Below are 19,107 nucleotides of genomic sequence, written 5' to 3'. Positions count from 1 at the left end.
AACAGGCTTGAAGAAAGCAAAGGGCAAGCCATGACCGCACATGTTGAGGTGGCTATTATCGGAGGTGGTGTTGTCGGATGCAGCGTGCTGTATCACCTCGCGTTGAACGGCGTGGCTGACACCCTGCTTCTGAAAAAGAACGAACTGACGGCAGGGTCCACGTGGCATTCGGCGGGCAATGAGAACCGGAAATCGCGCGCTTTGCGGGGTCAGACCTGTCCATTGTACCAATGTTGCACCAGTATTTCGCGACCGACACCATCTCCGAGATCGAGGCGCTGGCCCAAGAGTTCCCGGCTGTCAGGGATCGCGAGAACTCGTTTTACCTGCATCGGGAACGTCAGGGCCTGTTGGTGGGGCCATACGAATCCAACCCATAGGTCTGGCACCCCTACGGCATTCCCGCCACATTCGGGCAGGAGTTGTTGCCCGATGATCTGGGCAGGCTGGAGGCTGGCATTCTGTCGGCCGTGCACCGCGTGCCCTGCCTGGAAAACGGCGGCGTCAGCCGGGTGGTGCACGGGCCGATCCCCTATACGCCAGATGAATGCCCGCTGATCGGGCCGCATCCCGACTTGCGCGACATGTTGGTGTGCGCAGGCACCGCGATTGGCATCATTCAGGGTGGCGGCATGGGCCGTTTCCTTGCCGAATGGATGACCGAAGGAGCGACGGAATGGGACCCGTTGGCGTGCCATCCGAGGCGTTTTGGCGACTACGCCACGGTCGAATACACCACCCCCCGCGCGATTAAAGCCTAAACCGAGCATTATGCCGAGGTGCCCTATCCGGGCCTCGAAGGGCGCGCCGGGCGGCCTGCGCAAACCGGTACCAATGACGACCAGCAAAGGACCGACGGCGCGGTGTTCGGCGTCGTCAACGGGTGGGAACGACCATTGTGGTTCGCTCCTCCGGGCACCGATCCGGTGGATAGCGTCAGCTTCAAACGGCCCGCCAGTTTCGCCCATGTCGCAGCCGAACACATAGCCTGCCGCGAGGATGCGGCCCTCTTCGACATGTCGATCTTCGGCAAATATCGGGTCACGGGGCCGGATGCGAAAACATGGTTTGAAAGCACATTCACCGGGCGTGTGCCGAAAACGGGTCGGGCCACACTTGCTCTGCTTTGCAACGAAAAAGGGGGCATTCTCGGCGACTTCGCAGCGGCGGCTGTGACCGACGACGAACTCTTCATCGTGGGCTCAGGCGGCGGCGAAGGGGTGCATTGGGACATCCTGAACGACACGCAGGGACTGAACATGCACCTTGCACGCGACACAACCCGCTTTGGCGTGCTGCACATCGCAGGCCCCAAATCCCGCGCGATCCTGGATGCGCTTGTTGCGGATGATGTCCCGGACGTAGCAATGCCGTTCCTGTCGGCCAGAACGCTGGATTTTGCCCTGTGCCGCTCCTTGACACTACGGGTCAGTTTTTCCGGGGACCTGGGCTACGAAAACCATGTCCCCATCGAATATCACCGCGCACTTTATGCCAGGATCAAGGTCGCGGGGGCGCCTATTGGGCTGCGCCTTGCCGGCGCGCGCGCTGCATTCGCTGCGGCTCGAAAAGGGTTGGTATCTGTGGAGGCACGATGTCACCGCCGAAGTGACCGCCTTTGAGGCGCATCTGTCCTTTCTGGTGAACCTCAAAAAGGACACCGACTTTCCGGACCGCACAGCCCTCAAGGCACTGGCGGACAAGCCGCTTAAGCATTGCCTCTGCCTGCTTGAGGTGGACGTGGACGATGCGGACTGCATCGATGCGGGATCTATTTTCAAGGACGGCATCTACATCGGACAGACCACATCAGGCAGGTTCGGTCATTGGGTGAAAAAGCCCATGGCAATTGCTTGGTTCGACGCGGCACACGCCAGGGCCGGAACGACCATGGACATCGAGCTTTACGGCGAGATGCGCAAAGCGCGGCCAAAACCAAAGGACGTGATAAGAACAAGCAATCCCCGGACACCTCCGCCACGCTTTTTGCAAAGGCCCGCCAGGTCATGCCCGTCGGCATCTCTCACCGCTACCGCTGGCGGCTGCCCAACCCCAACTATGTGGATCGGGCTGAGGGGGCTTATAAATGGGACGTCGAGGGGAAACGCTTCATCGACTACAAGATGGGTGCAGCCAGTCAGATGATGGGCCATTGTCATCCCGCGATTTTGCAGGCCATTGCCGAACAGGCGGGGCGCGTGATCTTCGCGGGTGATTGCAACCCGATTGAGATCGACTGGGCAAAGCGGATCACGGACATGGTGCCCTCTGCAGAACGGGTGCGGTTCACAGCCTCCGGGACCGAGGCCACGATGCTCGCCATCCGCGTGGCGCGGGCACATACCGGGCGTGCCAAGATCCTGCGTATCGACGGGCACTATCATGGCTGGCACGACCACCTGATGAAAGGCGCCAAAGCGGGGTCCGAAGCGCTGCCGTCACTTGGTGTGCCACCCGAAATCGCCGACCTCACGCTGGTTTGCGCACCCGACCGGGCCGCGATGGAGGCCGCCTTTGCCGAACATCCAGACATTGCGGCGGTGATCGTCGAAGCGTCTGGCGCGAACTATGGCGCGGTGCCCATGGCGCAGGACATCCTGTTGGCCGCCCGCGAGGTATCGCGCAGCCATGGATCGCTGATGATCCTCGACGAGATCATAACCGGGTTTCGCTGGGCGCCGGGCGGGCGGCAAGCACTGGCACAGGTCAATCCCGACATGACAACTCTGGCCAAGATCGCCACCGGTGGCATGCCTGGCGGTGCATTGGCAGGCAATGCCCAAGTGATGGACATGCTGGACCCATCCGTCACCAAAAACGGCATGGCGCCGGGTGTGCTGCATCAGGGTACCTTCAACGGCGCGCCCATTGTGGCGGCTGCGGCCGTGGTCATGCTGGACTTGCTCGCTGACGGGCAGGCACAGGCCCATGCCGACCGGATCGCGCACAACATCCGCGACGGGTTGAACGACCTAATGGGCAAACATAGCATTCCGGGACTAGCTTACGGTGAAAGCTCTACCTTCCATCTCTACTTTGGCGAAAATGACGGCACGCTGAACGACATTCCCGCCGCCACAATCCGCATGCCAAATCCAGCACTTGTCTCCGGCCTGATGAACGCCCTGAACGCGCGGGGCGTCGACCTCATGTCCGCAATGAGCGCGGTAACTTCCGCCGCACATACCGACCGCGATGTGGACGAAACACTCACCGCATTCGACGGGGCATTCCATGACCTGAAAGAGGCACGTATTCTGTGACAGGCTTGACTTCACGGGTTGCTCACATACCCCGGTGACGCACCACAACGGTTGGACCCGGTCACTTGGAACTCAGGCAGCTCAGATATTTTCGGGTGATCGCCGAAGTCAAAAGTTTCAGCCGCGCGTCGTCGGTCCTGCGCGTGTCCCAACCTGCGCTCAGTCGCCAGATCAAACTGATCGAAGCGGAACTGGGAACCGATCTGTTTTTCCGGGACGGCCGGGGCGTGCAACTGACGCCTGCTGGGCAGGAATTCTACGAACACGTGACCCGGATCGAGGCGCGGCTGATCAAGGCAAGGGAATCCGCGGCCAGACATGCCAACCGCCCCGGCAAGATCACCATCGGGCTCCTGCCCTCGTTCGGGCCGCTGTTCATGACGAAGGTGACCACCGACATCACGGCGCGGTTCCCGCAAGCCGATTTCGTGCTGATCGAGGACTACAGTTACCAGCTGATCGACTGGGTCAATTCAAAACGGCTCGATCTGGCAATCGTGTACGGGGATCAGGTTTCAGGCCCATGCCGAACGATCCCTTTCTCGACCGAACGACTCTTTCTCATGACGGCCGCCGACACATCCGTGATCAAGGATGAAATCCGCTTCGCTGACCTCGCCGGGTTTGAACTTCTGACCCAAGCCGTGCCCAGCACATCTCGCACGACGTTGGAGAGCATCGCGGAAACGCTGAATGTAAAGCTCACCTTCGGCTCCCAGATCGACTCGCTTCCGACTCTGCGGCACCTTGTGGCAAACCATGGGGCGCATTGTGTCATGCCCTACACATCTGCCGCTCAGGACGTGGCAAAGGGCGATTTGCGCGCGGTGCGCATCACCGACCCCAGCCCTGAACTGAACCTTTCAGTCATTGTGCCGAACGAACCGATCAGCGGGCATCCATGGGGAGAAGTGATCACCATACTCGAAAACTGTCTTGCGGACATGATCACCAGCGGCATGTGGCGCGGCGTTGTTTCGCGCCTCCGCTTGGATACGTCGACGTAAGCGCTGCGGCTCGACCTTAATTCTGAGCAGACGAGTATAACAAAACGGATCATTTCCCGCTGCCTTGAGGGTGGGTATCAAAGTGGAGAACGTCTTGCCCGTCCTGCTTGGCAACCGTTTCTCACCCGCGATCCGGCGCGAGAGACACCCCGTATTCTGCACCGCATGACAGCTTCGACGAACCAGAAACGAAGGTTACCCGTCTTCGTTCACGACAATAACCTCAACCCGGCGATTCATCTCGCGTCCTTCGGCTGTAAGGTTGCTGGCGACAGGGGATAGATAACCCATTCCACCCGCCTCGATCCGATCCCGCGAAACATCATAGCGATCCACCAGACGATCCCGCACGGCGCTGGCGCGGGCACGAGAAACAGCGATGTTCGCCTCCAACCCGCCCACCGTGTCGGTGTGCCCTACAACCGCGATCCGCAGGTCGGGACGATTGGTCATCAGTGCTGCGATTTGTTCCAACTCAGGTGCGGGGCCTTCGCCCAGGTTCGTGGTGCCCACCGCGAAATCAAGGCTGCGCAGAATGACCGATCCGGTTGCCAGCAATCGTTGTCCAAGATTTGTGGACGGCTGCGTGGGGACGACCGCAGATGGGGGCGGAGCGGAGGGCACTGCCGCCTCTTGCGCGCCAACCTGGATCACCTGCAAGTAGCCCGCTTCGGGGGCCGTGCTGGCCAGTAGCGTGACCGCATCGCCAGTATCGGGGTGGCGCGCACTGACGAAGTGATAGGACCGGACATTGACGTACATGTTGGGCGCGGGCAGCACATCTATGGCAAAGCGAAAATCGAAGCCACCGCAGGTATCTGCATCGCAATCCAGCAGCGTTTCATAGCCCGCGTCAACCAGTTGATCGCGAAGCGGTGCAAGGAGTTGCAAGGGCGTCAGGCCGGGCGATGGTACCCTATAGCTGCGCCGTTTGACGGGTCCGTCTATGCGTTCAGCAGCAACCGTGCCATCTGCGAAAGGGGCTGTGGCCACAGATACGCGGTCGAGAATGGTGTCGCGCGCCGCCGTTTGCCGGGCGTTCGATGGCAATTCCAGTTGCAGGGCCAGTGCCGGGCCCGCAAGGACACAAAGAAGGGCCGTTAGCCAAAGCTGCATACCTAGCGGGCCTGTCCGTGATACTCGGGGTTGGGCTGCATACCAGTTGCGCTGGCCACACGGTTGGACATGTTGAAAAAGGCGGTCACGTTGACCAGATCCCAAATGTCTCGGTCGATCAGCCCATGATCACGCAACGCTTGGCGGTCGGTTTCCTCGATCTGGGCTGATGCCAACGTGACCTTTTCGGCAAAATCCAGCATGGCACGTTGCCGGGGTGTGACAGGCGCCACGCGCCAATTCATTACCAATTGTTCTCCCAAGACGGGATCGTCGGACAACTGCCGGACCGCGGCCCCGTGTGCTGTCAGGCAGTAATAGCAGTGGTTCGTCGCACTGACGACAACAGCTACCATCTCGCGTTCGAGCTTGGTCAGGCCGCTGTCTGACAGCATCAGGTCGTTATAGAGCGCCGTGAACACGTTCAGCTTGTCGATGTCAAAAGCGTGTGCTTTCAGGACGTTGGGGATCATGCCCAGCTTGTCCTCGCACACGTCGAAATACTTCTGTGTCGCTTCGGGCAGTGGATCGACCATGGGCAGGTCGAGGGCGGTGGGCTGATCAGTCATGTGTTCTCCGGCGCTGTTCGGTAATGATAGCCGCAGAGATGCGTGAAGCCCAACCCCTGATAGAGCGCGTTGGCCGGGGTGTTGGCCGCCGTGGTCAGGACCGCGATATGGCTGGCTCCGTTTTCTGCTGCCCAGAAGGCGGCACGGCGCATGATCCATTGGGCAACGCCCCGGCGTCGTTGATGCGGCAGAACTTCGACCGCGTGGACCATGGCAATACCATCGTGGATGGCCGCAAAGGCCGTACCAGCGGGCTTGTCATTGTGCCTTGCGAGAATGGCCGTTTTGGTTTTCGCCCGGTGCATGATTGCCAAACGCGCAGGCCCGATCCCGCCCTTTGCCCAAATGTCTTCCATGATCGCCAGCGGCTCCCAGATGGCGAAGGCGGTGACGCGGGGAATGGGGACGTCGGTGAGTTTATCCACCGGCGCGATGTAGCCATTGGTAGGATCCACGACAGTGTAGCCGTTGGTGTCAAGCAGACGGTCGAGAGCCTCTTCGCCTTGCCGCACCATAAAGAGCGGAGACTGTCCGATGGCTCGCATGGCGTCTTCGGCCTGAGTGAGGTCCACGACGGGTTCCTCTGCCGTTGCGGCAGAGACACGTTTGCCACCACCTTGACCATTTCGAATTGTCCAAGGTCCTGCACACATGATTTCGGCGGCGGGCCATGTGCCGTCGATGGCGGCGTAGAAGGCCCCGGGCGTGATCATGCGGAGAATTGCTCGGCCAGCTTGGTCAGGGCCGTGTCCACCTCTGCCACGTCCGTGCCGCGAATAACCACGTTGGCGCCGTAACGTCCGTCTTTCTGGAACGGGTAGCAGCCAATGCTGAGATCGGGATGTGCGGTGGCCAGATCGCCCAGGGGGCCTGCGATGTCGCCCTCGCCCCGGTCGATGCGCAGGGTTTTCGAGATAAGAGGCGCACCGCCTGTGAGCGTGGGCAGGACGGAGGCGACCATGGCTTGAAACACCGAAGGCACCCCCGCCGTGACATGCACGTTTTTGATGGTGAAGCCGGGGGCCGTGGACACCGGGTTGTCGATAAGGGTCGCGCCATCCGGGATGCGCGCCATGCGCAGCCGTGCGGCGTTCAGTTCGAGGCCCGATTTGGCGTAGTGCGCCTCCAGCAACGCGCGGGCGTCGTCGCGGATGTCGATGAGCGTATCAAAGGCGGCAGCGATGCAGTCAGCCGTGATGTCGTCATGGGTCGGGCCGATGCCGCCAGAGGTGAAGACCGTGTCGTGACCCGCACTGAGCGCTTGCACGGCGGCAATGATCGCGTCGCGGTCGTCGCTGACCACGCGCACTTCCTTGAGGTCGATGCCGTGGTCTGTCAATTGCCCGGCCAGATAATGCATATTGGCGTCGCGGGTGCGACCGGAGAGGATTTCGTCTCCTATCACCAGCATGGCGGCGGTGGGGTTGGGCATTTGGCGCCTCCTTGCGTGTGCGGTCTGTGACGGTATAGGGCTGCGCCCATGCGCTTTCAAACCGAACTTGTGCCTGCCACCCTGATCCGCCGCTACAAACGGTTTCTGGCAGATTGTACGCTTGCAGATGGGCGCGAGGTGGTGGCGCATTGCGCAAACCCGGGTTCGATGATGGGGCTGGCAGAGCCGGGGATGCGCATCTGGCTGGAGCCGAATGACGATCCGAAGAAGAAGCTGAAGTACGGTTGGCGGCTGGTAGAACATGGGGACGGGCATTTTATCGGCGTCGATACCGCTGTTCCGAACAAGGCATTGCGGGCCGCGTTCGAGGCGGGCGAGGTGCCGGGGTTTGACGGCTACACCACCGTGCGGCCTGAGCAAAAATATGGGGAAGGCAGCCGGATCGACTTTCTATTGCAGGGCGCGGGCTTGCCCGATGCCTATGTGGAGGTGAAGTCTGTCACCTTGTCACGCCAGCCCGGATTGGCCGAATTTCCCGACTCTGTGACCGCCCGCGGGGCCAAGCATTTGGCGGAATTGGCCCGTATGACAGAGGCTGGGCACCGGGCTGTGATGCTGTATTTGGTGCAGCGTACCGATTGCACGCGGTTCACATTGGCCGCCGATATCGACCCGACCTATGCCAGCGCCTATGCGGCGGCGTCGGGGGCGGGGGTGGAAACCGTCTGTTTGGGCACCCATATATCCCCAAAGGGCGTACAGGTTGGTGCGCCCATTTCTGTTGCCCTATGACCTGCTGGCCCTTTTTGCCGCAGTGCAGTATGTTCTGACCGATAACGCCTATGGAGCGCACCTTGAACCACGAGACACGCGGCCGTCTGACAAAGGATGGCATTCGCATATATGACCCATCGGACTTTGCCGGGATGCACGCGGCAGGTCGGCTTGCGGCCGAGATTCTCGACGCGATGTCGGCGCACGTGTTTCCGGGGCAAACCACCGGTGTCATCGACAAAGTCATCACCGATATGGTCGAGGCAGCGGGCGCGAAATCTGCCACGATCGGCTACAAAGGCTACAAGCACGCCAGCTGCATCAGTGTGAACCACGTAGTGTGTCACGGCATTCCGGGCGACAAGGTTCTGAAAGAAGGCGACATTCTGAACATTGACGTCACTGTCATCGTAGATGGCTGGTTTGGCGACACGTCCCGCATGTTCGTGGCGGGCAAACTGCCGCGCAAGGCCGAGCGGTTGATCGAGATCACCCATGACAGCCTGATGCGCGGGATCGAAGCCGTGAAGCCGGGCAACACCTTTGGTGATATCGGCCATGCCATCCAGAGTTTTGTTGAAAGCCACCGCATGTCAGTCGTGCGCGATTTCTGTGGCCATGGTCTGGGCCGCGTGTTCCACGCGCCGCCGAATGTGCTGCACTATGGCCGTCCAGGCACGGGTGCGGTGCTGGAGCCGGGCATGTTCTTTACGATCGAGCCGATGGTGAACCTTGGCCGCCCCGAGACCAAGACGCTGGCCGATGACTGGACTGCCGTGACCCGCGACAAGTCGCTGTCGGCGCAATTCGAACATTCGGTTGGCGTGACCGAGAACGGGGTCGAAATCTTTACCCTGTCGCCTGCCGGGACGTTTCATCCGACCTATGGCTGAAGTGCATGGCGGATCGAGATCCGCCTTACCGTAAGGCGCATCTTGATGCGCCCTATTCCGCTTCGAGCAATGTGACATGCGTGCCGCCAAAGCGGCGTTGGTCCAGCATCGTATAGCCTTCGGGCGCGGCCATCGGTGCGTTTTCTTCCCAGACGATCAAGGCGTTCTCTGCACAGGCTGGCCGGATCGCGGCCAGTGCCTTTTGCCCCATCCCTTTGCCGTAGGGTGGATCGAGGAAGATCAGGTCAAAAGTCGGGTTGTCCCAGGTGCTGAACTTGGTAGCGTCCGTGCGCATCAGCTTTGCCTGATCGCCTGCATCGAGCTTCTTGATGTTGTCAGCGATCAGCTTTTGCCCAACCCGTCCGTTTTCCACAAAGGTGGCGTGGGCTGCACCGCGCGACAGCGCCTCAAACCCCAGCGCGCCCGTGCCTGCGAAGAGGTCAAGCACATTGGCACCGTCCAGCACATCGCGGTGGGTGAGCATGGAAAAGAGGCTTTCGCGCACCCGGTCGGGCGTGGGGCGCAGATGCGCGCCCGGATCGCCCTTGCCCACCGTTGCAAGCGGTATACCGCGCCACCGCCCTGCGATGATCCTCACTTGAGCATGGCTTTCAGGTCGCCTTCGGGGTCGGCCACAACCGCCGGGTCCGCCGTCTTGCCTGCCTCGATCAGCCGTTTGCCGATCATGTAGGCGCGCGGATCGTTGGCGGCATCCACGGCCAGCAATGTGTCGCCCGCGTAGTACCAGAAGGATTTGGCTGCGCCGCCGTCGCGCGTGACCACGTGGTCGTAGCCGGTGTTCAGCCCTGCGATCTGCAGTTTCACGTCGTATTGGTCGGACCAGAACCATGGCCTTGCGACATAGTCCTTGGCCGCGCCCATGATGTTTTCAGCCACGCATTCGGCCTGATCAATGGCGTTGGGCACGGATTCCAGGCGGATGCGGTCGTCTTTGTAGGGGAAGGACGCGCAGTCGCCCGCGGCCCAGACATGGGGGGCGGAGGTGCGGCCCTGGGCATCCGTTGCGATGCCGTTGTCGAGCGTGATCCCTGCCGCTTCGGCCAACTGTGTGGCGGGTGTGATCCCGACACCCACGATCACGAGGTCCACGTCGAGGCTGGTGCCGTCCGTCAGGTCAGCACCCGTCACGTTGCCGTCGCCTGTGAGGCGCGTCAGGCCGACTCCTTCGCGCAGGTCCACGCCATGCGAGGTGTGCAGGCTGCGGAAGTAATCGCTGGTCTCAGGCGCTGCCACCCGCTGCAGGATGCGGTCGGCCATTTCGACCAGCACCACGTTCAGGCCCAACTTGCAGCAGACTGCCGCCGCTTCAAGCCCGATGTAGCCACCACCGACGATCAGGGCCGTCTTGCCCTGCTTGCACCATGGGGCCATGGCATCGACATCCGCAAGATCACGGACGGTGAAGACCCCGTTCAAGTCTCCGCCGATGGCTGCGGGCAGGCGGTTGGGGGTGGACCCGGTGGTCAGGACAAGGTCCGTGTACTCCATCACCTCTTCACCAAGCGTGACCGTCTGAGCCGACGTATCAATGGCGGTCACAGTTTCACCAGTCCGCACCTCAATATCGTTGTCAGTGTAAAAACTGTCGGGGCGCAGGAACATGCGTTCCAGCGGCATCTCGCCCAGCAGATAAGCCTTGGACAAGGGCGGGCGCTGATAGGGCAGCGCAGGCTCGGACCCGATCAGCGTCACCCGCCCCTCAAACCCGCCATTGCGCAGTTTGGCGACGCAAGAAGACCCCGCCTGCCCTGCTCCGATGACCACAACATGGCTCATGTTCTTCACCTTTGCCCTCGCCCTCTGCCGTGGCGCAGCCTATATCGCAGGGGGACACAGACGCAATTCCAAGAAAGGCGCACATCATGGCTATTTCCGTTGGCGACACTCTGCCCCAAGCAACTCTGGTTCATTTGGGTGGCGACGGCCCCGAGCAGGTCAACCTTGGCGACAAGACCAAAGGCCGCAAGGTCGTGATCTTTGCCCTGCCCGGCGCCTATACCGGCACGTGCAGCACGGCGCATGTTCCGAGCTTCATCCGCACCATCGACCAGTTCAAGGCCAAGGGCGTGGACGAGGTGATCTGCGTGTCCGTCAACGACCCCTTTGTCATGGGCGCGTGGGGCGATGCCACCGGGGCAACCAAGGCGGGCATCACCATGCTGGGTGATCCCGATGCCACGTTTACCAAGGCGATGGGCCGCGCGTTCACCGCGCCGCCCGTGGGTCTTTATGACCGGTCAACCCGCTACGCGATGGTGGTTGAGGACGGCAAGGTGACTGTACTTCAAGAAGAAGAAAACCCCGGCGTCTGCGACGTGTCGGGTGGTGAGGCGCTGCTGGAAACGCTCTGATCGGCGCGCCAAATCAAAGATGTAGCAAAAGGCCCCCGGATCGGGGGCCTTTTTCATTTGGATCACGTTTGGATTTATTCTGCCGCCTGGACCAGCGTGCGCGTGGGGAACGGGATGTCGACGCCTGCGTCGTCCAGCGCCTCTTTGACCTTGCGCTTCATATCGGCCTGATACTGGAAGTAATCGCCGCTTTTGCACCAGACCCGCACCAGAAAATCGACCGAACTGTCGCCAAGGTTGTTCACCTGAATGAACGGCTCAGGGTCCGTCATCGACCTGTCGTCGGCCATGATCGTGTCGCGGATCGTATCTTCGGCCTGTTTCAGGTTCACGCCATAGCCCACGCCAAAGGTCCATTCGGCCCGGCGCGTGTCGTAGATCGAATAGTTGGTGATCACGTTCCCCCACACTTCGGAGTTGGGGATGATGACCTGCGCATTGCCCAGATCCGCCAGTTCGGTGAAGTTCAGGGTGACGTCCTTGACCGTGCCCATCTTGCCCGCCACATCCACGAAATCCCCGATCTTGAGCGGGCGGAACAGGATCAGCATGACCCCGGCGGCAATATTGGACAGGGTGCCTTGTAGGGCCAGACCGATGGCAAGGCCCGCCGCACCCACCGCCGCCACGACCGACGTGGTCTGCACCCCGAACGTGTTCAGCACGATCAGGAATGTGAAGCCCAGCACCACGTAGCGCACGATGGAGCCGAGGAAGTTGAACAGCGTGTCGTCCAGATGTTCGTGGTTCAGCCCGATCTTGCGCACCCGGCGGCCCAGCCATGCGGCGATTGTCCAACCAATGATCAGGATTACGATTGCGGCCACCACCGATCCCACGATGGAGGCCAGGAATTCCAGTGACAGGTAGTCGCCAAGCGTGTTGCCTTCCCACAGTTCTGTGGCAAGCAGGTCGTTGATATAGTCCATGATTTAGTCCGTCAGGCTGTCGAGTTTGCGGGCCAGTTTCACATCCAGCGTGCTCAGTCCACCCACATCATGGGTCGTCAGTGTCACTTCGACACGCTTGTAGACATTGAACCACTCTGGATGATGGTCCCATTTCTCGGCCCAGATGGCGGCGCGGGTCATCCATGCGAAGGCATCCACGAAATCCTTGAACTCGAACGTCTTGTGGATGGCGTCGCGCCCGTCCGTCATGGCCCATCCGGTTGCAAACAGCGGGTCCAGAAGGGTGCCGCGTGTCTCGTCGCTGAGCTTTTCCATTATTCCTGTTCCTCGATCTGGACCTTTTTGAAGGGCCCGTAATCCGTGAGAATTTCTATTTCCTCTTCCACCGCCTCACGCTCGGCTTCGAGGTAACGGGCGACGGCATCGGCAAAGCCCGCGTCCCCGATCCAGTGCAGGCTGTGAGTCTGTGTTGGCAAATATCCCCGTGCCAGCTTGTGTTCGCCCTGTGCCCCTGCCTCGACCCGTTGCAATCCGTGCTGGATCGCGATGTCGATGGCCTGATAATAGCACAGCTCGAAATGCAGGCAGGGATGGTGTTCCGTGCAGCCCCAGTACCGGCCATATAACGCCTGTGCGCCAAAAAAGTTCAACGCGCCCGCCACATAGCGACCTTCGCGTTCGGCCAGCACCAGCGCCATATCATCGGCCATCGTCTCGTGTGCAATGTCAAAGAAGCGGCGGGTGAGGTACGGCGTGCCCCACTTGCGCGCGCCGGTGTCCTGGTAAAAGCGCCAGAACGCGTCCCAGTGTTCTGGCCGCAGATCATCGCCCGTCAGCACGTGGATCGTGCCACCAAACTCCTGAGCCTGCTTACGCTCCTTGCGGATGTTCTTGCGCTTGCGGCTGGACAGAGTGGCGAGGAAATCGTCGAAGGACGCGTATCCGTCGTTCAACCAGTGGAATTGCTGTGTTGCGCGGGGCATGAGGCCAAGGTCCGCGCCGAAGTCGCGTTCCTCTTCTGTGCAAAAGGTCACGTGCAGCGAGCTGAGGTTGTTGTTTTCGGCCAATTGTACCGCGCCCGAGATCAGGCCGCGCATGCCCAACTCGCGGAAATCAGGGTGCGTCAGGAACCTGCGGCCCGTGGCGGGCGTATGCGGCACGGCGATCTGTAGCTTTGGATAATAACGCCCGCCTGCCCGCTCGAACGCGTGCGCCCAATTGTGGTCAAAGATGTATTCGCCTTGGCTGTGGTTCTTGGCGTACATCGGCGCGAAACCGATGGTCTGACCGTCTGCCACGGCTTGCAAGTATTGCGGCTGCCATCCGGTGCCTGCGCCCACCGAATTGCTGTCCTCCAGCGCCTTCAGGAAACGGTGCGTGGTAAACGGGTCATTGGACCTGCCGCCCTGCGCCGCTTCGGGGCAGGCGCAGGCATCCCATTCGGCCTCCGGGATCTGGGACAGGCTTGGCACCACACGAATTTCTATTTCTTGTTCAGACACCTGTGCCTTCCCCTGCTCTTGATAAGACATGTGTGTCACGTCCGGCGCGGATCAACCGGGATGCGGGGCGAGGTAGCCTTCGAAGGTGATATTTTGCGCGACTTGCCGCGCCTGTGCTTCTTGTTCGGGCGATTTGACCGTCCAGCACAGGATGTTTGCGCCCTTGGCCTTGAGGTCCGCGACGCGGGGGCGGTCGAGGTCCGTGATCTCGTGGCTGATGAAGGACGCGCCAACGCGGTCGAAATCGGGGATGGTGCGCAGGTGATCGCGGGTTTCATCGTTCAGCGGCCAGTCGGCGGCCTTGTAGGAACTGGTGACGATGCCGCGCGGGATGTCGGGGCACAGTTCGCCCATGCGGGCAACGCTGTGCGGGTTGAAAGACATCAGTGCCACAGGGCCTGCGTAGCCTTGCAGTGCATCTGCCGTGGCTTGTTCGAGCGGGCCAATGGCGTCGCCCATCGCGCCGTCCTGATCCTTGATCTCAATCAGCAGGGGGACCTGGCCTGCCACGAGTGTCAGCACTTCGGTCAGTATCGGGATGCCCTCGTCGCCGCCTTTGAGCGGGGTCTCTGAAAGTGTCCCCGCGGGGACAACGCGCACTGGACCCGTGCCGTGCGCCAACCGGTCCAATGCGTAGTCATGAAACACCATCGCCTGATTGTCGGCGCTGAGTTGCACGTCAATCTCGATCCCGTAGCCGTGTTTGATCGCCGCGCGGATCGCCGCGCGGCTGTTTTCCGGACGACCATCCGTCACGTCATGCAGAGCGCGATGCGCGAGGGGTGCACCAAGAAAGGCGGCAGGTAGGCGTGGCGTCATTTGATCTGGAAGATGCCTTCGATCTCGACCGCGACGCCCAGCGGCAGGGCCGCAGCCGACACGGCAGAGCGGCTGTGGCGACCTGCGTCGCCAAGCGCTTCGACCAAAAAGTCAGATGCACCGTTGATGACCTGCGGCTGGTTGGTGAAATCTGCTGTCGAGTTCACGAAACCCGTCAGCTTGACGACGCGCACGAGACGATCCAGATCGCCACCGCACGCGGCCTTGACCTGAGCCAGAAGGCTGATCGCACAGGTTTTTGCGGCGGCAGCCCCGGCCTCGACCTCCATATCCGCGCCCAGCTTGCCGGTGATCAGACCATCGGGGCCGTTGGAAATCTGGCCCGAGATGTAGACGATGTCGCCCACCTGCACGAAGGGCACGTAGTTGGCGGCCGGTGCGGGCGCGTCGGGCAGGGTCACGCCGAGGTCGGCAAGGCGGGCTTCGATGGACATGGGGGTACTCTCCGGTTCAGGGGTTTGCGCGGACGCTAGACCGCCCGCGCGCGCCTGAAAAGAGCCGATGTCAGGATTCGCGGAACGCGCGGTTGAAGTAGTCCGCCACCGGCTTGATCAAATAGGTCAGGGGCGAGCGGTCAGCGGTGCGAATAAATGCCTCCACCGGCATGCCTGGCACCAACACCTGCCCCTCGTTCAGTTTTTCGATCTCGCCGGGGTTCAGAACAATTTCAGCGCGATAAAAACTGGCGCCTACATTCTCGTCCTCAAACGCATCGGCAGAGACAAGCGCCACCTCACCAACCAGTTCGGGTGTTGTCCGTTGATCAAGCGCGGAGAACCGCAGGTTTACGGACTGTCCGGTCACGATCTGGTCGATGTGGATCGGATCGACACGGGCGGCAATTACCAATGGGCGGTCCTGCGGGATCAGGAACAGGACGGGATCGGCGGCCCGCACGACAGAGCGCATGGTCTGGACCCGCATGTTGTAGACGATGCCAGAAACAGGCGCACGGATTTCCATCCGCTCAATATCCGTCAGCAATGCCTGACGCTGTTCGATCAGTTCCAACTCGCGGGAGCGCAGGTCCCGCAGGCGCGTGATCGCTTCCTCGCGCTGTTGCGACGTAAGGCGAAGCACTTCAATCTCGATCTCGGTGATGCGTTGTTGCGACTGTGCCTTTGACGCAGCAAGCTCCCCGATCTGCCCATCAAGCGAGGCTTGCTGCCGTTGCAGCGCAAGCACGCCCGAGGCGGGAACGAGGCCGCGTTCGAACAGGCTTTCCTGTGCTTCAAGTTCCTGTTCGATCAATTCGAGCTGACGGGCGAGCGAGCGTTCCTGCGCTTCGATCCCCTTGATCTGGTTGCGGGTCTGCGCCGCACGTTCAGCAAGCTGTTCCGTCTGACGTGCGACAGATTCACGCCGGGCATGGAACAGGTTTTCCTGCCCGGTGATCAATTCCTGCACGTCCGGCCATGTCGTGGCGACAGCGATCAGGTCTTCTTCGAATGTGATCTCGTCCTTTTCGTCGCGTTCCGCTTCGAGCCTGCCGCGGCGGGCCATGAATTCGTAAAGCTGACCTTCGACAATGGCGAGGCTGGATTGCATTTGCTTCACATCAAGCTGGATCAACAGGTCACCCGCCGCAACACTGTCGCCTTCTTGGACAGCGATCTCGGACACGATCCCGCCGGTTGAGTGCTGAACAATCTGTCGGTTCTGGTCCACTTCGATCCGACCGGAGGCAATCACGGCGCCGGAGATTTCCGTCATTGTCGCCCAAGCCACGAGACCGCCGAGCAGACCAAAGAGGCCGAAAAAGCCGATGACAACCGGGGTCGTCGCGGACCAGCGCTTCTTGCTCATGTCACTCCCCCTGCGCCCGCGGGTGCACGTTTGATCTGTTCGTGGTTCTTGACCATTGATTTCAGCACTTCGTCTTTAGGGCCGAACGCTGTGCGCACGCCGCCGTCGATCACCAGCAGCAAGTCGCATTCCTGAATCGCGGCAGGCCGGTGTGCCATGATGATGACGGAACGCCCGTCCGCTTTGCCCGCCCGGATCGCCTGGTTCAGGGCCTGCGTGCCTTCGTTGTCGAGGTTCGAGTTGGGCTCATCCAGTACAAGGATCACCGGATCATCGTACAACGCGCGCGCCAGCCCAATCCGTTGCACCTGGCCACCCGACAGTCGCTGCTGACCTGCATCAATGCGCGTGTCGTATCCGTCAGGCAATTCGAGGATCATTTCATGCGCGTCTGCCTTCTGTGCGGCGGCCACGACCTTGTTGTCGTCAGGTGACGTCGACAAGCGCGCGATGTTTTCGGCGATTGTTCCGTCAAACAGCTGCACCCTTTGCGGCAGGTAACCGATATGTTGACCCAATACATCCGGTTCATATTGATCCAGCGCCGCTGCATCCAGACGGATGGAACCACCAGCCGGCCGCCAAACACCCGTCAAGCAACGCGCCAATGTCGATTTGCCCGCACCTGACGGGCCGATCACGCCCATCGCGTGGCCCGGTGGCAGATCGAAATTCAAACCGCGCAATGCAGCTGCTTTTTCGCCCGGCGGGACAACTGTCAGGCTTTTGGCAACAAGCCGCGCCTTTGGTTTCGGAAGGGCTGTACGTGCGGGTTCGGGTGCCACAGCGCCCAGAAGTTCGCTAAGCGCAGTCCAGCCCTTGATCGCACGTTGAACCACCGGCCATTGGGTCAGCATCAACTCGATCGGCGCCAACGCGCGACCCAGCAGGATGGAACCCGCGATCATCGCGCCCGGCGTCATCTCGTTTTGCAGCACCAGATAAGCACCCAGACCGAGCATCGCGCTTTGGAGGAACAGGCGCAATGTCTTGGTCAGCGACGTGAAGCCACCGCCAATGTCCGTCGCCTTGATCTGCTCATCAAGCGCCTTGCCGCGTGCGTTTTGCCAGCGGTCAAAGGCCGCGTCCCGCATGCCCATGGCCTGCACCATCTCGGCCTCAAGCCGCAGTTGGTCCGACATGGAGGAGGCCACTTGTCCGGCCTGACCCGCCCGCATCTGCGGCAGACGGGACAGCAGTTGGTTGGCCAGTGCAATCACAATCAGAAGTCCACCCCCAACCAGGGCCAGAATACCGAGCCACGGATGGAACATGAAGATCGCCAGAATGAAGATCGGTGTCCATGGCAGATCGAAAAATGCCATGAAAACAGGAGATGTGATGAACCGCTGCACCGCTTCGAGATCAGCGAGCCCCGTCTGGGTCCGCATGTCTGGAGCGATGGCGGATTTCCGCACAACGGCATCAAATACCCGCCGATCCAGATCGTTCTGAAACCGCGCACCGACGCGGGCCATGATCCGACCACGTGTGAAATCGAGAAGGCCCATGATGCCGTAGAGAAACACGACCAGAAGCGACAGCGCGATCAGCGTTTCCTCGCTCCGGCTGCCAAGCACACGGTCATAGACCTGCAGCATGTACATAGGCCCGGTGAGCATCAAAAGGTTAGCAAAAAGGCTGAAAAGGCCGACAGCCCAATACAGCCCTCGGCTCTTGCGACGAACGGCTCGCAATTCGGCCTGTCCCCGTTTCGTCAGATCATTCTGCATCTGCACCTTTTCGCTTGCTCACTGCTCTGTTTTGTTTTCTTACACGATGGCGTATTCTGCCTGTCACGCAAGTGTCACATGTGCAAGGTTCCACATGCGGCGCTATGGGCATTTAGAATAACCGTATTAATTACGTTCCTAGGAATATCCAACGGAGATTTACATTGTCTCTTTTTTACCGAGTGCGGCGTGCTGCCGTTCTGTTGCTTGCCGTCGGATCGTTGGCTGCCTGTGCCACAACTGAGCCGCGTTCGCTACAACCCGAGGGGATAAATGATCCCTATGAGGCGCAAAACCGCCGTGTTCACGAGTTCAACCGTGGGCTGGACCGTGCCATCGTGCGTCCGGCTGCCGTTGGCTACTCAACTGTGCTGCCGGACGAGATCGAGGACAGCATAAGCAACTTTGCGCGCAACCTTGGCGAGCCGTCGGTGACCGTCAACAGCCTGTTGCAGGGCGATTTGCGGGGGGCCGGCATTTCAACGGTGCGCTTTGTGACCAATTCCGTTCTGGGCATCTTTGGCCTGTTTGACGTGGCATCCGACTTTGACGTGCCGCGCCATGACACCGATTTCGGCGAGACATTGTTTGTCTGGGGTGTGGGTGAAGGCGCATATGTCGAGTTGCCCGTTCTGGGCCCATCGACCGCGCGCAATGCCACAGGCAAGGTGGTCGATCTGTTCACCAACCCGCTCAGCTATGCAGTCGACAGCCCAGAACAGTACTACGGCACTGTCGCAGCGGCGGCTTCTGGCCTATCGCGACGTGGCAGATTTTCCGACACGGTGGATTCGATCCTATATGAAAGTGCTGACAGCTATGCCCAGGCACGCCTGATCTGGCTGCAGAATCGGCGCTTTGAATTGGGCGATGGGGGAACCGGAAGCGAGATTGACCCGTTTGCCTTGGACACTGAGGGGTTTTAATG

22 protein-coding genes and 1 pseudogene are annotated in these 19,107 nt (G+C 60.8%); 10 read left to right on the top strand and 13 right to left on the bottom strand.

Annotated elements, in window-relative coordinates; all coding sequences use genetic code 11:
* Positions 1-30: 30 nt before the first annotated feature.
* From Q1A32_RS24025 to Q1A32_RS07805, 6 genes and pseudogenes are all read left to right on the top strand, one after another.
* Positions 31-165: pseudogene (locus Q1A32_RS24025) on the top strand (FAD-dependent oxidoreductase); the annotation flags it as partial.
* 260 nt (positions 166-425) lie between these two features.
* Positions 426-761 carry a hypothetical protein gene (locus Q1A32_RS07820; RefSeq protein WP_299651605.1) on the top strand — a complete coding sequence of 112 codons (336 nt, stop codon included), beginning with the start codon at positions 426-428 and terminating at the stop codon, positions 759-761.
* Between the two features lie 18 nt (positions 762-779).
* Positions 780-1,622: a hypothetical protein gene (locus tag Q1A32_RS07815; protein ID WP_299651603.1), complete on the top strand. Its 843-nt coding sequence runs from the start codon at positions 780-782 to the stop codon at positions 1,620-1,622.
* On the top strand, positions 1,609-2,145 hold the full coding sequence (locus Q1A32_RS24020; RefSeq protein ID WP_366141211.1) for a glycine cleavage T C-terminal barrel domain-containing protein: 537 nt from the start codon (positions 1,609-1,611) through the stop codon (positions 2,143-2,145). The genes Q1A32_RS07815 and Q1A32_RS24020 overlap by 14 nt, the downstream gene beginning before the upstream one ends.
* Complete coding sequence (locus tag Q1A32_RS07810) at positions 2,061-3,263, top strand: aminotransferase class III-fold pyridoxal phosphate-dependent enzyme (protein WP_366141224.1); 1,203 nt, start codon at positions 2,061-2,063, stop codon at positions 3,261-3,263. The genes Q1A32_RS24020 and Q1A32_RS07810 overlap by 85 nt, the downstream gene beginning before the upstream one ends.
* A gap of 65 nt (positions 3,264-3,328) precedes the next feature.
* Positions 3,329-4,270: a LysR family transcriptional regulator gene (locus tag Q1A32_RS07805; protein ID WP_299651599.1), complete on the top strand. Its 942-nt coding sequence runs from the start codon at positions 3,329-3,331 to the stop codon at positions 4,268-4,270.
* A 195-nt stretch (positions 4,271-4,465) separates the two neighbouring features.
* Here the strand turns inward: Q1A32_RS07805 and Q1A32_RS07800 are convergent, their stop codons facing one another.
* The 4 genes from Q1A32_RS07800 to Q1A32_RS07785 are packed head-to-tail and all read right to left on the bottom strand — an operon-like array spanning position 4,466 to position 7,387.
* On the bottom strand, positions 4,466-5,386 hold the full coding sequence (locus Q1A32_RS07800; protein WP_299651597.1) for an OmpA family protein: 921 nt from the start codon (positions 5,384-5,386) through the stop codon (positions 4,466-4,468).
* Between the two features lie 2 nt (positions 5,387-5,388).
* Positions 5,389-5,955 (bottom strand): peroxidase-related enzyme, encoded by a 567-nt coding sequence (locus tag Q1A32_RS07795; RefSeq protein ID WP_299651595.1) that lies wholly within the window; start codon positions 5,953-5,955, stop codon positions 5,389-5,391.
* Positions 5,952-6,668, bottom strand: coding sequence for a GNAT family N-acetyltransferase (locus Q1A32_RS07790; protein WP_299651593.1), 717 nt, complete (start codon positions 6,666-6,668; stop codon positions 5,952-5,954). Before Q1A32_RS07790 ends, Q1A32_RS07795 begins: the two co-directional genes overlap by 4 nt.
* On the bottom strand, positions 6,665-7,387 hold the full coding sequence (locus Q1A32_RS07785) for a molybdopterin-binding protein (RefSeq protein WP_299651591.1): 723 nt from the start codon (positions 7,385-7,387) through the stop codon (positions 6,665-6,667). The genes Q1A32_RS07790 and Q1A32_RS07785 overlap by 4 nt, the downstream gene beginning before the upstream one ends.
* A 48-nt stretch (positions 7,388-7,435) precedes the next feature.
* Between Q1A32_RS07785 and sfsA the strand changes: the two genes are divergently transcribed.
* Positions 7,436-8,140, top strand: coding sequence for a DNA/RNA nuclease SfsA (gene sfsA, locus Q1A32_RS07780; RefSeq protein ID WP_299651589.1), 705 nt, complete (start codon positions 7,436-7,438; stop codon positions 8,138-8,140).
* Between the two features lie 62 nt (positions 8,141-8,202).
* Positions 8,203-9,015 (top strand): type I methionyl aminopeptidase, encoded by an 813-nt coding sequence (map, locus tag Q1A32_RS07775; RefSeq protein ID WP_299651587.1) that lies wholly within the window; start codon positions 8,203-8,205, stop codon positions 9,013-9,015.
* A 52-nt stretch (positions 9,016-9,067) separates the two neighbouring features.
* Here the strand turns inward: map and rsmD are convergent, their stop codons facing one another.
* Positions 9,068-9,613: a 16S rRNA (guanine(966)-N(2))-methyltransferase RsmD gene (rsmD, locus tag Q1A32_RS07770; protein WP_299651585.1), complete on the bottom strand. Its 546-nt coding sequence runs from the start codon at positions 9,611-9,613 to the stop codon at positions 9,068-9,070.
* Positions 9,610-10,812 (bottom strand): NAD(P)/FAD-dependent oxidoreductase, encoded by a 1,203-nt coding sequence (locus tag Q1A32_RS07765; RefSeq protein WP_299651582.1) that lies wholly within the window; start codon positions 10,810-10,812, stop codon positions 9,610-9,612. The genes rsmD and Q1A32_RS07765 overlap by 4 nt, the downstream gene beginning before the upstream one ends.
* An 86-nt stretch (positions 10,813-10,898) precedes the next feature.
* Here Q1A32_RS07765 and Q1A32_RS07760 point away from each other — a divergent pair, with 86 nt between their 5' ends.
* Positions 10,899-11,387, top strand: coding sequence for a peroxiredoxin (locus Q1A32_RS07760; protein ID WP_299651581.1), 489 nt, complete (start codon positions 10,899-10,901; stop codon positions 11,385-11,387).
* Positions 11,388-11,461: 74 nt separating this feature from the next.
* On the opposite strand, the gene Q1A32_RS07755 is transcribed toward Q1A32_RS07760, so the two are convergent.
* The 7 genes from Q1A32_RS07755 to Q1A32_RS07725 form a co-directional block, all read right to left on the bottom strand.
* Complete coding sequence (locus Q1A32_RS07755) at positions 11,462-12,307, bottom strand: mechanosensitive ion channel family protein (protein ID WP_299652835.1); 846 nt, start codon at positions 12,305-12,307, stop codon at positions 11,462-11,464.
* 12 nt (positions 12,308-12,319) lie between these two features.
* Complete coding sequence (locus Q1A32_RS07750) at positions 12,320-12,616, bottom strand: 4a-hydroxytetrahydrobiopterin dehydratase (RefSeq protein ID WP_299652832.1); 297 nt, start codon at positions 12,614-12,616, stop codon at positions 12,320-12,322.
* On the bottom strand, positions 12,613-13,800 hold the full coding sequence (locus Q1A32_RS07745) for a GNAT family N-acetyltransferase (RefSeq protein WP_299652829.1): 1,188 nt from the start codon (positions 13,798-13,800) through the stop codon (positions 12,613-12,615). The genes Q1A32_RS07750 and Q1A32_RS07745 overlap by 4 nt, the downstream gene beginning before the upstream one ends.
* Positions 13,801-13,851: 51 nt before the next feature.
* A complete protein-coding gene (locus Q1A32_RS07740; protein WP_299651579.1) occupies positions 13,852-14,619 on the bottom strand; it encodes a glycerophosphodiester phosphodiesterase family protein in 768 nt (255 codons plus the stop codon).
* Positions 14,616-15,074, bottom strand: a complete 459-nt coding sequence (locus Q1A32_RS07735) for a RidA family protein (RefSeq protein ID WP_299607509.1) — start codon at positions 15,072-15,074, stop codon at positions 14,616-14,618. The genes Q1A32_RS07740 and Q1A32_RS07735 overlap by 4 nt, the downstream gene beginning before the upstream one ends.
* Before the next feature lie 70 nt (positions 15,075-15,144).
* Positions 15,145-16,446 carry an HlyD family type I secretion periplasmic adaptor subunit gene (locus tag Q1A32_RS07730; RefSeq protein ID WP_299651577.1) on the bottom strand — a complete coding sequence of 434 codons (1,302 nt, stop codon included), beginning with the start codon at positions 16,444-16,446 and terminating at the stop codon, positions 15,145-15,147.
* Complete coding sequence (locus Q1A32_RS07725) at positions 16,443-18,179, bottom strand: type I secretion system permease/ATPase (RefSeq protein ID WP_299651575.1); 1,737 nt, start codon at positions 18,177-18,179, stop codon at positions 16,443-16,445. The genes Q1A32_RS07730 and Q1A32_RS07725 overlap by 4 nt, the downstream gene beginning before the upstream one ends.
* 164 nt (positions 18,180-18,343) lie before the next feature.
* On the opposite strand from Q1A32_RS07725, the gene Q1A32_RS07720 reads away from it, so the two are divergent.
* Positions 18,344-19,105: a VacJ family lipoprotein gene (locus tag Q1A32_RS07720; protein ID WP_299651573.1), complete on the top strand. Its 762-nt coding sequence runs from the start codon at positions 18,344-18,346 to the stop codon at positions 19,103-19,105.
* Positions 19,106-19,107 lie beyond the last annotated feature (2 nt).

It is taken from the genome of uncultured Tateyamaria sp. (assembly GCF_947503415.1).
Lineage (GTDB): Bacteria > Pseudomonadota > Alphaproteobacteria > Rhodobacterales > Rhodobacteraceae > Tateyamaria.
The sequence above is the reverse complement of the archived record's forward strand: the minus strand, read 5'-3'. Positions and strand labels throughout refer to the sequence as shown.